The sequence below is a fragment of the Streptomyces botrytidirepellens genome (genome assembly GCF_003721215.1).
Taxonomy (GTDB): domain Bacteria; phylum Actinomycetota; class Actinomycetes; order Streptomycetales; family Streptomycetaceae; genus Streptomyces; species Streptomyces himastatinicus.
In genome coordinates this window covers 27244-39788 of record NZ_RIBZ01000273.1, presented here as the reverse complement: position 1 = coordinate 39788, position 12545 = coordinate 27244, and the positions used below count along the sequence as shown (strand labels likewise).

The following is a 12545-nucleotide window of genomic DNA, read 5'->3' as shown; positions in this document are numbered from 1 at the left end:
TCGGTGCCGACCCCGGAGCCCTCGGCCCCGAGTTCCGCGCCCGCGTCGAAACCGGCGGCCGAGCCGACGCAGCAGCCCGGCGGAGACGGCGAGGGCGGTGGCGGTGGCGGCGGGGACGCCAAGCCCTCGAAGCCGCCGGTCGACCCGTTCGCGCGCGTCCTGCTGCGGAACGGGACCACGCAGAAGTGCGCCGCCCCCGTCGAGGAGCAGGGCAAGGTGGACGGGGAGACCGCCCAGTACCCGTGCGACGGGGCCCAGGACCGGCAGTTGTGGGACCTGGAGACCGTGTTCGAGGGCAAGGGGCCGGGCAACACCGACGTCGTCCAGATCCGCAACACCATGGACGGCTACTGCATGGACCTGCCGGACCAGGGCGCGGCCGTCATCAGGACGGGGGTGAAGGAGGCGCCCTGCACCCGCAAGATGGACGACAACCAGCTGTGGTGGGTGGAGAAGCGGCCCAACACCAACGGGCTCTACTGGATTCACAACTACACCAGCAACCAGCTCTGCCTGAACGTCGCGGGCTACGCCGACAAGGGCGAGGACAGGGCCGACGGCACGAGAATCACCATCTTCGGCTGCCAGGACGACGGCGACCTGGAGTGGTTCATCGTCAAACCCGACAGCCAGCAGTACTGAACGCCCCCGGCGCCCCGGCGCCTCCGGAAGCGGCGGGCCGTGGCTCACCAGATGACGTCCTCCAGCACCAGGCGGCCGTCCATCGGCTGGGAGTACCCAGTCGGGCCCGTCGCCGTGGGCCGAGGAGCAATGGGTCCTGTTCAGGCAGCAGGCGGACGCCACGCTGGACGCTCTGCGTCGCGAACCGGGTGGCGGCTGGATGGTCGAGGACCGTCGCGACGGCTCGTGACACCGGTGCTCAGCGGGCGCCGACCACCCCCTCAGGCGAGCCGGTGCGGCCCTGACGACCTCGGGCGGCCGCCATGGACCGTGGCGCAGGTCGGGTCAGTGGGCCGCCGCAGGCGTGGTCTTCTTGCGGGCGCGGTACGCGGCCGCCTTGATCTTGTTGCCGCAGGACTCCATCCCGCACCACTGCCGCCGCATGCCCCGCGAGCGGTCGATGTAGGTGCGGGTGCACTCCGGGTTGCCGCATTCCTTGAGCAGGGGGACGTCCGCCCCGCTCAGGAGCTCGATGGCGTGGCGCGCAACCATGGAGAGGGCTTCCTCCGGCGTGGCTTGCGTCCATCGCCCCGACGGCGTGAGCTGCGGCACCGCGGGTGGCCTGCGTGCCGCGTTGTTCACCACGGTCAGTGCCGCCCCGTCGTACTCCTCCCCGAGCCGACGGGCGGTGGCCAGCTGGTAAATGGCTTCCCGTACGGTCGTCGCCTGCTCGACGTCGGCCTCCTTGCCGGGGGAGACCGCATCGACGAGGCCGGACTCCACGTACCATGCGTTCAACCTTTCCGGCGTCGTGAACATCTCGAAGCGCTCCGAGCGGCGCGCTCGGAGCGTCGCGGCGAAGTCGAGTGCCGGGTTTCCGCATACGAAGACATGGTCGAGGTTCACGTCACCATTCTGGCAGGTGAGCGTGGCGCCGGGCAAGATTCGCCACCTGCGGAAGCGGCGCCCCATCGGTCGCTCCGTTTCACAGGCCCAGGTCGGCGGCGAGGCAGGAGAAGGACATCCACGATCCCTCGGGGTCGTAGGCTTGGCGCTTCGGGTCCTTCGTCGTGGCCGTCTCTTCCTCGACCATGTCCTCGTAGCGGATGCGCTCCGGCAACGTGCCGAACCGCGCTCGGCGTGCCGCCGCGGTGCCGTCCGTGGTGTTCGGGCATTCCACGGTCGAACTCCTCTCGGACTCTGTTCGCCTACGCGAGTCACCCGTCAAGAAGGTGACCGAAGCCGGACGGTGCCGTCGCTCGGCGTGTGGGCATTCAGCCTGATCAGATGTTTCATCAGAAATGATCTACGTCGACGACGGCCTGGGCGAAGTCGGTGGGTGCCTCCTGGGGCAGGTTGTGGCCGATCCCCGCCAGCGTTCGGTGCGCGTACTTACCCGTGAACCTGTCCCGGTACGAGGCGCCGTTGCCCGGAGCGGTGAAGGGATCCCGCTCGGCGTCGAGGGTGATGGTGGGCACCTCGATGACCGGCCGCGCGGCGAGCCGCTTCTCGAGTCCGTCGTAGCGGCGCTCGCCGTCGGCGAGGCTCAACCGCCAGCGGTAGTTGTGGATGACGATGGCCGCGTAGTCCGGGTTGTCGAAGGCCGCCGCGGTGCGCTCGAACGTGGCGTCGTCGAAGTCCCATGTCGGGGAGACGGTGTCCCATACGAGCCTGGTCAGGTCGTGGCGCAGGGTCTTGTCCTCCATGGCGAGCCGACCCCGCTCCGTGGAGAGGTAGTACTGGTACCACCAGGCGTATTCGGCTTTGGGTGCCAGGGGCTTCAGGTTCGCCTGGAGGTCGGTGATGAGGTATCCGCTCACCGACACGAGGGCCTTGCAGCGTTCGGGCCAGAGCGCGGCGATGATGTCGGCGGTGCGTGAGCCCCAGTCGAAGCCGGCCAGAACCGCCCTCCCGATCTTCAGGGCGTCCATCAGGGCGATGACGTCGAGGGCGATGGCCGACTGCTGGGCGTTCCGGAACGTCCCCCCGGAGAGGAAACGCGTCGTGCCGTGGCCACGCAGATAGGGGACGATCACCCGGTAGCCCTGCTCGGCCAGCAGAGGGGCGACGTCGGCGTAGCTGTGGATGTCGTACGGCCAGCCGTGCAGGCAGATGACCGCGGGACCGTGAGCGGGGCCCAGCTCGACATAGCCGACGTTCAGCAGGCCGGCCTTGATGCGTTTCAGCTGCGGAAAGGTGGTGTGCGCTCCGGGGGTGACCGTGGGGACGGTCGACGCCGCGGATGCGCTCCGAGTGACAGCGGACGCGGCCTGCGGGCCGGTCAGTGAGACAGCGGCCGTGCCCAGCCCCAGGGCCTTGCTGAAACTGCGTCTGTTGATCACGTGCATCACTCCGTGTGTCTGGTGAGCCGCCTTCTGTGATGCCTGACTGTCCCACAAGAGGTGTCACCGGTCAAGACGGTGACGAACGGTTCACGTCTGGCTTCCGCGTGCTTCTACTGCGGGCTGCGCAATTTGGTGGGCGCGGGGTCGAGGCCCCATGGTCGTCACTGTCTTGATGGGTGATGATGGAGAGCGGTCATGGCAGTCAGCTACACCGCCGTGGTGAACGTCGCCGGACCCCGGGCTCCCTGCCCCGGTTGCCGTCCCCAGTCCGCGTGGCAGTCGGGGTCTCATCTGTCCCGCTGAGGACGTGGTCGGTTTCGCATTGGGCGGCGTACCAGCCCAGGGCGCGCACCATGGCCTTGTGCGGGGTGGGCGGCAGGAGGGGGCGGGATTGTCCCAGGCTTCCTCGACGAGGCTGCGGGCTTCGGTCATGCACGCCTCGAGGGCGCCGCTGTGGACGAGGAACTCGGATGCTGTGCGTGCCCCCGTGTCGGAATGCTGCCGGAGCGCAGCGCGCAGGTGTTGGCGGTCGGTCGCATCAAGGAGTCCGACAGCGTGGGCCACGGGATAGGTGACCTCGCCGTTACGCAGGTCTTCTGCGGGGGAGCGTGTGGTGATGCCCTGCTGATGTTCCTGGGCGGTTACCAGCCCGTACAGGTCGGCGACGTCGTCCGTGATCTGGTAGGCGGTTCCGACGGCTTCGAAGTACCGGCAGATGGCATCGAGTTGCTGCTCGTCGGCGCCGCCGAGGATCGCGGAGACCTCGGCGGTGCTGCGGACGAGCATCCCTGTCTTGAGCCGGTGTGCGGTGCGGACTTCGTCGAGGAGCGGGCGGGCGTCACCGCTGGCGACGGCTTCGTCGAACGCGGCGTGGTGCCCGGCGATGTCGAGGGCCTGGCCGGCGCGCAGGTCCCGCAGGTAGAGCCGGTAGATGCGGAGCATGGTTTCCGGGGCGGCCTGCGGGACCCGCTGCATGAGGGCGTCGAAGGTGTAGTAGCCGAGGGTGCCGGCGGTGATGGCGGGGGCGGTGCCGAAGACCTCGTGGACGCTCGGGCGGCCAACCTCCGCAGCTGTGGCCGCCTACACGACAGCACTCACCTGCGCCTTCTGGAGGCCCGAGCAACCAGCCCTGCTCGCTGCGGGCCTCTTTCTCGCCGGGATCACGTACGGCGCCCTGGGCGTCGCCTTCGGCTCATTGCTACGACGCGAAGTGGAGGGCATGTTCGCCGTCGTGATGACCAGCGTCATCGACCTCGCCCTCCAAAACCCCCTCTACAGCTCCAGATCAAATGGCAGCATCGTGCGCTATCTGCCTTGCTATGGCGCGATGCAGGCCGCTACGGGTGCAGGGTTCTCCACCACGCCCCTGCCGGAATACCTGGCCATCCAGACCGGATGGTTCGCAGCCGCCGCGCTCGTCGGCCTTCTCGCCTTCCATAGCCGAACCCGGAACAGTCTCAGCAGGACACGGCCGCACGTCATCGCGCCGTCTACCCGCTGACGTCACCCCGGAGGCCGAGGCCCTTCCGAGCGGGACGCCCTCGTCCGAGCGCACAGAGCAACGACCCCGCCGGATCAGCCGCCGGTGACCGGTACCACTTGCTTGCCGCCAGGGACCGGCACTACGGCCGGGGCTCGCGTCGACTGGTCTGCTGCCTGACGCCGGGCGCCACGTCCGGTACACAGCACCAGTTGCGCTGCACAGTTCCCGCTCAACCGCCGAGTGCGCTCGTCGGTACCGTCCACGGCACGCGGCGTGCGCCGTTATCTCCTCGCCACTGGGTCAGCCTGTGCCGGGTCCACCGGGTGCCGCGGTGGTCTTCGCCGAGCACACGCACCGTGTCGGCCAGCACGTGCTCGTATGTCTCCACGGCCTCGGCGACATCACCGGCCTCCGCCCGCACGCCGGCCAGGCTGAGCCGGGTGTCCAGGACGAGGGAATGGTCCGCGCCCCACGCCCGCGCACGCACCGCGACGAGTCGCTCGTACGACCCCACGGCGTCGGCAGCATTCCCGCTCCGTCTCTGCCACAGGGCGGTATTCCGGAGGTTGCGGGTGTCGTCGTCCCGCTCCTCCTCACGCAGAAGCCAGTCCCGGCCTGTACTCACCCGGTCCGGGTGCTGTTTCAGCAGTCTGCCAATGTCGCGGCTGTCGGCGATGATGCCCAGTCCGATCGCGATCCATCTTGTCCGTTTCATGTCCACGCCTCGCGTTTTCGCCTCGCGCTCGCCCCGACTGACAGGCCGCACCTTGGCATGGTGCGGTGGGGGAAGCGCCGTCGTGAAGGTGGTGGGCCGGGCTTCGGCGTCGTCGCATCTCGATCAGGCCTTCATCGTGCGGCCGTCGCCGGTGGCGATACGGTTCTGCTCGTGGTCGGCCCATCCGCGCAGGACGGACGCCCCGCAGGCGCTCGCCAGCAACCTGCCGCGGTGGAAGGGCGAAGACGACCCTCCAGGGCCGCATCAACGCTGAGTTCACCGGCCCCGACATGAGCAAGGGCCGGCTGTTGCGCGCGGGTGCGAAACAGCTTCGCGACCAAGGTGCCGGTGGTCCGTTTGCGGCTCCCCGGTGTGCGCGGACAGGGCGGAGCCCGAGCCGGGCGCCCGGGCGTCCACGACCGAGGCCCTGGCGGAGAAAGTCCGGCGGGTGTCCGCCTGGCAGGGGACGGGCGGCTCGTTCGCCTTCCCCGGCTCTTCGCGGGCCTCGCCGAGGCGGTCGCGACGGAAGCCGAGCGGTATGAGGAAGTGGCCCAGAAGCGGCGCCTCCCGGGCCTGCGGACAGGGGACTTCTGGCGGGGCGTGATCTCCGGATCCATCCGGAACCTGCTGACGGCTCCGCACCCGCGTCCTCACTCAGCCATGGGCCGTCGAGAGGTGGGCATACAGTCCGGGCTCATGGAGTCGCCACAGCCCACGGATCCACAAGCCGAGGCTGCACAGGGCCGTATCGCTCTCTGGCTCGACCCGGGGACTTGCGCTGGCTGGCGCAGCACTGCGGTGTGTTCAGTGGCGGGTCGGCAGGAGGCGCGTGATGCGGCCGAGGTCGCCGGTGAGAAGGTCGCGGTGGCTGATGGTGAAGTCCCCGTTGGGCAGCATTTGTTCTTGACCGTAATACCGGCCCACGACGTTGGTGGGGAGGAAGCTGCGCAGGCTCTGGCGCATGTTCTTGGGGTAGTCGACGGGTGCGCCCCAGTCGGAGGGGGCCTGGTCGGTGGAGAGCAGGACCCAGTGGTCTACGGGCACGGTGGCGTCGAGGTCTGGTGCTGCTCCGGTGTGGCTGTCCAGCGCCGGTACGGTCAGCTGGTCGGGGTCGAGAGGCGGGTACCACAGCAGGAGAGGTTTGGCGTGTTGTGCGTCGGCGTTGTCGAAGCAGCACACGGCAATGGTGTGGTCGGGGAAGTGCTCGGCGTAGAAGTGCAGGAGGTCCGGTTCAAGGTTTGGGCGCCGGTGCGGTGGCACCTGGTGCAAAGCGGTGGGAATCATGGTGGGGTCGGCGGCCAGGAGTACCGTGTAGACGTCGTGGTCGAAGACCTGGACGGGCGGCGGTTCGGCGCTCATCCACGCCATGTCCTCGACTTCTGCCGTGAGGGGTTCGACGGCGGCGACCATGCGGCGCAGGACATCGCCGGTTCGTCCGGCGGAGAGGAAGTTGCTGGGGGTGAGCTGCCGTGTGGGCAGGTGCAGCAGCATGGCGTTCGGGCCGCCCGCCAGATTGACGGCGGTGTTCTGGTAGCCCATGACATGAATGAGGCCGTGCACGGGATGGTGCTGCCGGCCGCAGTACACCATCGTGCTGGAGAACGCGGCTTCACCTGTGGAGATGCACATGGCGGCACGGTACTGCCTCTCCCGCAACACGCCCGCCGCCACCCGTGAATCAGACACATCCTTCGGGCCATCGGGCCACCTACACCGACCTTGTCCGCCGCACCGACACCACCGCGCTCACCGCCCGCTGGCGAGCTGGCCGCCTTCGGGCACCGAAGTCATCCAGGCCATCTAATGTCGGACACGCGGTGGCGGCCCGTGCAGCCCCGGCTCATCACTGTCGACGGGATCGAGTACCGCTGGCGGATCCGGAGGAAGCCCTCCTACGTGCAGGGACTCGGCTGGACACCGACGACCTACGCGGTCGAAAGCGGCCAACGGCAGCCAGTCGGGGACGACCTTGATCGGCCCCAGCGGCCAGGCCCATGCCAGTAGCTGGGTGGGTGTCAAGGCAGAGTCCATTTGCCCAGCTCACGTCGCTGCCAGTGTTCGAGATGCCCTGGAGCAAGGCTGGCATCCAACCCGGGGCGGTTCTCCATTTCGGCTCGACCGACACGCAGGGTTCACCCAGCGATGAGGCTAAATGGAGAAGCATGGCGCATCTGGCCCGGCATCATGGGCTGGTGACGACATGGATGCGCTGCTACTGGGATAAGGAAGACGTCTGGTTCTACTTCCAGGTCGATGCAGGTGGCTGGGTGGCTCCGCAGACTCCAAGGGCCTGATCGGACCCCGATCGCGGCCGCATCCCTCGACGAATGCCAGCAGACCACGACGAAAGCCGCCTCGATGGCTACGACAGCAGGTTCGGGCTCACAGCCGAACTTCCCGTCTCAGAGTGGGAGGGGCACGACCCCGAGCAACTGGCCTCCGAAGAGTTCGAGGACCTCTGGGCCGGCGCTCGTCGGCAGATCGCAGCCCGGCCCCGCTGACTCTCGGCCTGCGGAGCTCCTTGACATCATTTCGGCATGGCTCCCACCCTTCCTCGCACCGTTCGAGCCGTCGACACCGACCAGCTCATCAACTTGGAACAGGAGGCCGCCACATGCGGCTTCAGCCAGCGAATTCCCGTCGAATGGCTCAAAGAGCATCTCGCCGCAGATGCGACGCACTACCTGTTCACCACACTCGTCCACCGGCTCAAGCACCGTCCCGAAGTGTCGCCGCAGTGGAGGTGCCAGCTCCTGCTGACTGTCAGCACTGGCGAACAAATCTGGGGACTGCTCGACGTCCTTCCCGACACCTTCGACAAGATCCCGGAGACCTTGGACACAGCGTCCAAGAAGGACATCGTCAGCCGTATTGAGCGAGCCGTCACCCAGCGTGAGTGGGCAGAGCGGATGGCTGCTGACGCCGATCGTGAAGAGATACCACACGGGCACCCGGACATCCATTGAGACAGCCCAGGTCCGCCGTGGGCGACCACCACCTGACGGACGAGGGCCCGGCCGCCGGACACCGTCTGCCCCTGACCGTCACGGGCAAGCCGGCGCGCGCCGTCCAGGCGAACATGGTGCACTTGGCGCCGAACGGCACGGCGACCGCGCCCAAGCCCTTCGGCACCGTCTTCGACACCTGGAACTCCTCGGGTCCGCTGAACAGGACGTCGGCGCGTGGCGCCGCGCTGCTCCGCGGATGCGTCGGCATCGTGGGCTGGGTCGGTGAGGACCGGGTGCTGTGCCGCACCTCTTCCGGCGTGTTCCGGACCGTGGACGGCCGCAGCGGTCGCGCCATCGGCGCTCCGATCAGCGTGGTCGGGCCCCGGGAGGGGATGGTGGCGGACGTGAAGAGGTTCATCGTGTCCCTATGGGTTTCGTCAACCTGTGAGGACGCGTTGACGTTGGTAGAAGGTGCCATCGCGGAGCATGGAAAGAGCACCGGGGCGTGAGCAATTTTCCACCGTGGTCCTGGTGCGGGTGACCACCCGCACCTGGGAACGGTTCGCCCCGCAGGCCGGCCCGGCCCTGACGGGCAGCACGCACCCGGGCGGCGTCCACATCGTGCAGGGTTGGAACTCCCACCAGACGCAGGCGCTGTTTCTGACCGACGTCGAAGCCGCCGCATGCGTCATCGTCGCGGCGGCCGAATAGATCTGACGCCAAATCCAGACACACCACGGGCCCCGGGAATCAGCTATGACGCCCCCCAGGGCCCGGAGGTGTCGCTGACCCCCTTCGGGACCCTGGGGCTGGCCCCCGTGCGGCCGGGGTGTTGACGCCATGGCGCCGCATGGTCCCGGTCCGTACGTTTAAGCAGGTCAGAGCATTCCTTGCCGATTCAGGACCGGAGTCCTCCATGTCTCAGACCGCCGCGCCGTCTGTGTCCACCGCACCCGTCGGCGTCACCGCGCAGCAGGGGAGTGAGTTCACTCCTCTGCTGCGGAAGGTCAGGGGACGGGGACTGCTGGAACGTCGCAAGGGATGGTACGCGCGGATGATCACCGTGAACCTCCTCGCCCTGGCCGCCGTGGTGACAGGGTTCGTCCTCGCCGGGGACACCTGGTGGACGCTGCTGCTCGCCGCGCCGCTCGCCATCCTGTCCGCCCGCACCGCCTACGTCGGCCACGACGCCGGGCACGCCCAGATCGCCGTCGGCCGCCGGGCGAACCGCGCCATCGGGCTCCTTCACGGCAATCTGCTCCTGGGCATGAGTTACGCGTGGTGGAACGACAAGCACAACCGGCACCACGCCAACCCCAACCACATCGAGAAGGACCCGGACGTCGGCGCCGGCGCACTGGTGTGGACCGCGAAGCAGGCCGCTGTGCGCCGAGGATTCGCCCGCTGGGTCACCCGCCACCAGGCCTGGCTGTTCTTCCCGATGCTGCTGCTCGAAGGCATCGCCCTGAAGGTGAGCAGTGTCCAGGACCTGCGGCGGCAGCCGGTGCGCGAGCGGGCGGTCGAGGGCGCGCTGCTGGCGCTGCACGCGGCCGGTTACGGTGCCCTGCTGCTCACCTGCCTGCCGGTGGGTAAGGCTGTCGCGTTCGCACTGCTCCATCAGGCGCTCTTCGGGCTCCACCTGGGAATGGCCTTCGCGCCCAACCACAAGGGCATGGAGATGCCCGACCCGGCGGGGGAGCGCTGGGGCCATCTGCGCCGCCAGGTCCTGACCTCGCGGAACGTCCGGGGCGGGCCGGTCACGGACTGGCTCCTCGGCGGGCTGAACTACCAGATCGAGCACCACCTCTTCCCGAACATGCCCAGGCCCCATCTCAGGCTCGCACAGCCTCTGGTCCGGGAACACTGCCGCAACCTCGGGCTCCCTTACGCCGAGACCGGGCTGCTCGACTCCTACCGGCAAGGGCTGCGGCACATGCACACGGTCGGCGGTGCGGCCCGGCCAGAATGAGAGCGCCGTCGGCCGCGGGGCCGGCCGGGCCTTCCCGCAGACCACGCCCATGGCTCCCTGCCCGACGCCGCAAGCCGAAACGGTAGCGTCCAGCTGCTCCTCTTGGCTCTCCCGCTCGCGTCGCGCCGTGTTGCGGAAGCGCCTCGCCGCTCGCTATGCGGGGCCTTCCAAACCGTGGGCGCGGGTGCCCAGAACGCGCTGTGACACTTCTGCTTCCATCGTGCCGTCGAACGGCGGCGTTGCCGATGCTGCTTCGCGTGCCTCTGTGGCACCTCGGGCGTCTTCGAGGACGAGGTCCATGTTGATGGCGCCGCCTGCGGTGCTTCCGGCGCCGGCGGACTGGGGCACGGCGGCGAGGACGTCGCTGACGTTCCCGGCGGCCCACACGCCCTGGACGCCGGTGAATCCGTAGGGGTCGACAGCTACCTGGACACCGGAGCCGGCGGGGTGAGGGTTGAGGGTGAGCCCGAGGTCTTCGAGGAAGCCGCCGCGGGCGGTGAAGGTGGGGGCGACGACGAGGGTGTCGAGGGGGATGACGGTGCCGGAGACCAGGCGGGCGCCGGTCAGCTTGTCCTGTTCGGTGTCGGTCTCCAGGGCGGTGACGGCGCCGTGGATCACTTCGATGCCGAGCGCGGCGAGCTGTTCCCACTGCTCGTCGGTGAGCTCCGCCTGTGCGTGGTGGGCGAAGAGGGCGACGTGGTCGGTCATCTGACGGAACAGCAGGGCTTGGTGGAAGTTTCCCAGGACACCGACCTTGGTGTCGCGGGCTTCCCAGCCGTGGCAGTACACGCAGTGGATCACGTCGTGCCCCCACCGCTCGGCCAGGCCGGGGATGTCGGGCAGTTCGTCGGTCAGGCCGGTGGTCACCAGGACGCGCCGGGCACGGGCGCGCTGTCCGTCCTGGGTGGTGATCGTGAAGGTACTGCCGCCACGCTCGACGCGCTCGACCCGGCCGTTGACGACTGCTCCGCCATAGGAGGCGACTTCCTCCCGGCCTACGCGAAGGAGTTCCAGGGGGGAGATGCCTTCGCGCCCCAGGATGTTGTGTGCTCCGACTCGCACGGCGGGGGCGTTGCGGGGTTCGCCCGCGTCGATGACGAGGACGGAGCGCCGTACGCGGGTCAGCAGCAGCGCGGCGGACAGGCCGGCGGCGCCCCCGCCGATCACGACGACGTCCCAGGTGCGGCCGTCGGTGCTCTTCAGCTCATTGGTGTCCATGTCGGCACCATCACCCCGCATCACCTTTCACAGCAAACTGCTTTGCTGTTTCGGCAACGAATCGGTCATCGATTCGCGCGCTGTCGCACCGCCACATCGCCGTCTCCTCCTTGCCGGGATGGCCGGTGAAGAGCCAGTTCTCCGCGTCCCGTTCCTCCGGCCGCCAGCCTGCCTCGGGTGCTCGATCAGCAGACCCCGGCCGAGCTGAGTGACGGGCGGGTGGACGCGAACCATCAGCGGCTGCTGCGTCGATTCGCGCGCGCAGCTGCCGCACCGTGTCACCGCACCGGGGCCGGCCGCTACGGCGGCACGTGTCAGACGGTCGAAGTGATCGCTCGGGTGACGGCCGTGATCGCAGGGGTGGGGCGGCCGGGGAGGCGCGCCACGAGAACACGGCGGATCTCAGAAGGCGCGCCTTCGACGCGTACCAGGCTCACCCCGGGCGGTAGCACCGGCGAGAGCCGGGACGGCACCGTCGTCACCCCGAAGCCGTTGGCGACCAGCTGGAGTTTCGTCAGCCAGTCGCGTGCGCGGTGGGCGATGTGCGGCCGTCCAGGCAGGCCGGGCCAGACGCCGAGCAGTGGCTCGGCGTTCGACGACGGGGTGGCGATCCACGCGGCGTCGACCAGCTCGTCGACGTGCACCGTGGTGCGGCCGGCGAACTTCCCGGTCGAAGACGTCGCCACGACCAGTTCGGTGTCCACGGCGGTCTCGACGTGCAGGCGCGGCGACTCGCTGTCCAAGGGCCGGTGGGGCGGGCGGGACGTCAGCACGGCGAGGTCGATCGAGCCCGCACGCAGCGCCCGGATAAGGGTTGGCGTGGTGCCCTCGGTCGTCGTGACCGTGATCTGCGGGTCGGTTGCCGTGAGGCGGGTGAGCGCGGCGGGCAGGATGGCGGCGCCCGCGCTCAGGAACAGTCCGAGCCGCACCAGTTCGGTCCGTGGGACGGTGCCGGTGAGGTCGGACTCGGCCGCCGCGAGGCAGTCCAGGATGGTGCGGGCGTGGCGCAGCAGGGTCAGACCCGCGGGGGTGAGCCGTACTCCGTCGGGACGGCGGTCGAACAGGGTGGTGCCCGCGCTCCGTTCGAGGGAGACGGCCTGGCGTGAGACCGCCGACTGCGTGTAGCCGAGCCTGGCGGCTGCCGCGGTGAAGCTGCCGGATTCCGCGATCTGTTGCAGGACCCGCAGACCCGTACTGGAGATGTCCATGCGGCATACGCATACCACAGATGCCAGATCGTCGCTTC

General features: G+C 68.9%; 14 protein-coding genes and 1 pseudogene. 7 read left to right on the top strand and 8 right to left on the bottom strand.

What is annotated here, in order from left to right:
* Positions 1–642, top strand: a 642-nt coding sequence (locus EEJ42_RS22455) for an RICIN domain-containing protein (protein ID WP_148082008.1), incomplete at its 5' end; no start/stop codon positions are given.
* Positions 643–966: 324 nt separating this feature from the next.
* Here the strand turns inward: EEJ42_RS22455 and EEJ42_RS22450 are convergent.
* The 4 genes from EEJ42_RS22450 to EEJ42_RS22435 all read right to left on the bottom strand — a co-directional run bounded on the left by EEJ42_RS22450 (position 967) and on the right by EEJ42_RS22435 (position 3983).
* The gene (locus tag EEJ42_RS22450; protein ID WP_123102237.1) at positions 967–1527 is read right to left on the bottom strand and encodes a CGNR zinc finger domain-containing protein; all 561 of its coding nucleotides are present in this window, start codon (positions 1525–1527) and stop codon (positions 967–969) included.
* 79 nt (positions 1528–1606) lie between these two features.
* A complete protein-coding gene (locus EEJ42_RS22445) occupies positions 1607–1801 on the bottom strand; it encodes a hypothetical protein (RefSeq protein WP_123102229.1) in 195 nt (64 codons plus the stop codon).
* 115 nt (positions 1802–1916) lie between these two features.
* The gene (locus EEJ42_RS22440; RefSeq protein ID WP_123102235.1) at positions 1917–2963 is read right to left on the bottom strand and encodes an alpha/beta fold hydrolase; all 1047 of its coding nucleotides are present in this window, start codon (positions 2961–2963) and stop codon (positions 1917–1919) included.
* Positions 2964–3053: 90 nt separating this feature from the next.
* On the bottom strand, positions 3054–3983 hold the full coding sequence (locus EEJ42_RS22435; protein WP_123102227.1) for a polyprenyl synthetase family protein: 930 nt from the start codon (positions 3981–3983) through the stop codon (positions 3054–3056).
* A gap of 55 nt (positions 3984–4038) precedes the next feature.
* On the opposite strand from EEJ42_RS22435, the gene EEJ42_RS22430 reads away from it, so the two are divergent.
* On the top strand, positions 4039–4467 hold the full coding sequence (locus EEJ42_RS22430; protein ID WP_342778309.1) for a hypothetical protein: 429 nt from the start codon (positions 4039–4041) through the stop codon (positions 4465–4467).
* Between the two features lie 211 nt (positions 4468–4678).
* Here EEJ42_RS22430 and EEJ42_RS22425 read toward each other — a convergent pair whose 3' ends face one another.
* Both EEJ42_RS22425 and EEJ42_RS22415 read right to left on the bottom strand, forming a co-directional pair.
* Complete coding sequence (locus tag EEJ42_RS22425) at positions 4679–5164, bottom strand: tetratricopeptide repeat protein (RefSeq protein WP_123102225.1); 486 nt, start codon at positions 5162–5164, stop codon at positions 4679–4681.
* An 804-nt stretch (positions 5165–5968) separates the two neighbouring features.
* Entirely contained in the window at positions 5969–6793 is an 825-nt protein-coding gene (locus tag EEJ42_RS22415; RefSeq protein ID WP_123102233.1) for a hypothetical protein, read from the bottom strand.
* Positions 6794–7368: 575 nt separating this feature from the next.
* On the opposite strand from EEJ42_RS22415, the pseudogene EEJ42_RS53070 reads away from it, so the two are divergent.
* From EEJ42_RS53070 to EEJ42_RS22385, 5 genes and pseudogenes are all read left to right on the top strand, one after another.
* Positions 7369–7665, top strand: a pseudogene (locus EEJ42_RS53070) (hypothetical protein).
* A gap of 36 nt (positions 7666–7701) precedes the next feature.
* Positions 7702–8130: a hypothetical protein gene (locus EEJ42_RS22400; protein ID WP_123102223.1), complete on the top strand. Its 429-nt coding sequence runs from the start codon at positions 7702–7704 to the stop codon at positions 8128–8130.
* 17 nt (positions 8131–8147) lie between these two features.
* Positions 8148–8621: a hypothetical protein gene (locus tag EEJ42_RS22395; RefSeq protein ID WP_184503207.1), complete on the top strand. Its 474-nt coding sequence runs from the start codon at positions 8148–8150 to the stop codon at positions 8619–8621.
* The gene (locus tag EEJ42_RS22390; protein ID WP_148082007.1) at positions 8599–8823 is read left to right on the top strand and encodes a hypothetical protein; all 225 of its coding nucleotides are present in this window, start codon (positions 8599–8601) and stop codon (positions 8821–8823) included. The genes EEJ42_RS22395 and EEJ42_RS22390 overlap by 23 nt, the downstream gene beginning before the upstream one ends.
* 205 nt (positions 8824–9028) lie before the next feature.
* On the top strand, positions 9029–10081 hold the full coding sequence (locus EEJ42_RS22385; RefSeq protein ID WP_123102217.1) for a fatty acid desaturase family protein: 1053 nt from the start codon (positions 9029–9031) through the stop codon (positions 10079–10081).
* A 153-nt stretch (positions 10082–10234) separates the two neighbouring features.
* On the opposite strand, the gene EEJ42_RS22380 is transcribed toward EEJ42_RS22385, so the two are convergent.
* Together EEJ42_RS22380 and EEJ42_RS22375 are read right to left on the bottom strand one after the other, a co-directional pair.
* Positions 10235–11299 (bottom strand): NAD(P)/FAD-dependent oxidoreductase, encoded by a 1065-nt coding sequence (locus EEJ42_RS22380; RefSeq protein WP_123102215.1) that lies wholly within the window; start codon positions 11297–11299, stop codon positions 10235–10237.
* Positions 11300–11613: 314 nt separating this feature from the next.
* Positions 11614–12507: a LysR family transcriptional regulator gene (locus EEJ42_RS22375; protein WP_123102213.1), complete on the bottom strand. Its 894-nt coding sequence runs from the start codon at positions 12505–12507 to the stop codon at positions 11614–11616.
* Positions 12508–12545: the final 38 nt, after the last annotated feature.

What these genes read in the sequence shown, in the direction of transcription:
- EEJ42_RS22390 (WP_148082007.1), top strand. Translation starts at nt 8,599, where the DNA reads ATGGAAAGAGCACCGGGGCGTGAGCAATTTTCCACCGTGGTCCTGGTG.
- EEJ42_RS22380 (WP_123102215.1), bottom strand. Translation starts at nt 11,299, where the DNA reads ATGGACACCAATGAGCTGAAGAGCACCGACGGCCGCACCTGGGACGTC.
- EEJ42_RS22385 (WP_123102217.1), top strand. Translation starts at nt 9,029, where the DNA reads ATGTCTCAGACCGCCGCGCCGTCTGTGTCCACCGCACCCGTCGGCGTC.
- EEJ42_RS22425 (WP_123102225.1), bottom strand. Translation starts at nt 5,164, where the DNA reads ATGAAACGGACAAGATGGATCGCGATCGGACTGGGCATCATCGCCGAC.
- EEJ42_RS22375 (WP_123102213.1), bottom strand. Translation starts at nt 12,507, where the DNA reads ATGGACATCTCCAGTACGGGTCTGCGGGTCCTGCAACAGATCGCGGAA.
- EEJ42_RS22415 (WP_123102233.1), bottom strand. Translation starts at nt 6,793, where the DNA reads ATGTGCATCTCCACAGGTGAAGCCGCGTTCTCCAGCACGATGGTGTAC.
- EEJ42_RS22400 (WP_123102223.1), top strand. Translation starts at nt 7,702, where the DNA reads ATGGCTCCCACCCTTCCTCGCACCGTTCGAGCCGTCGACACCGACCAG.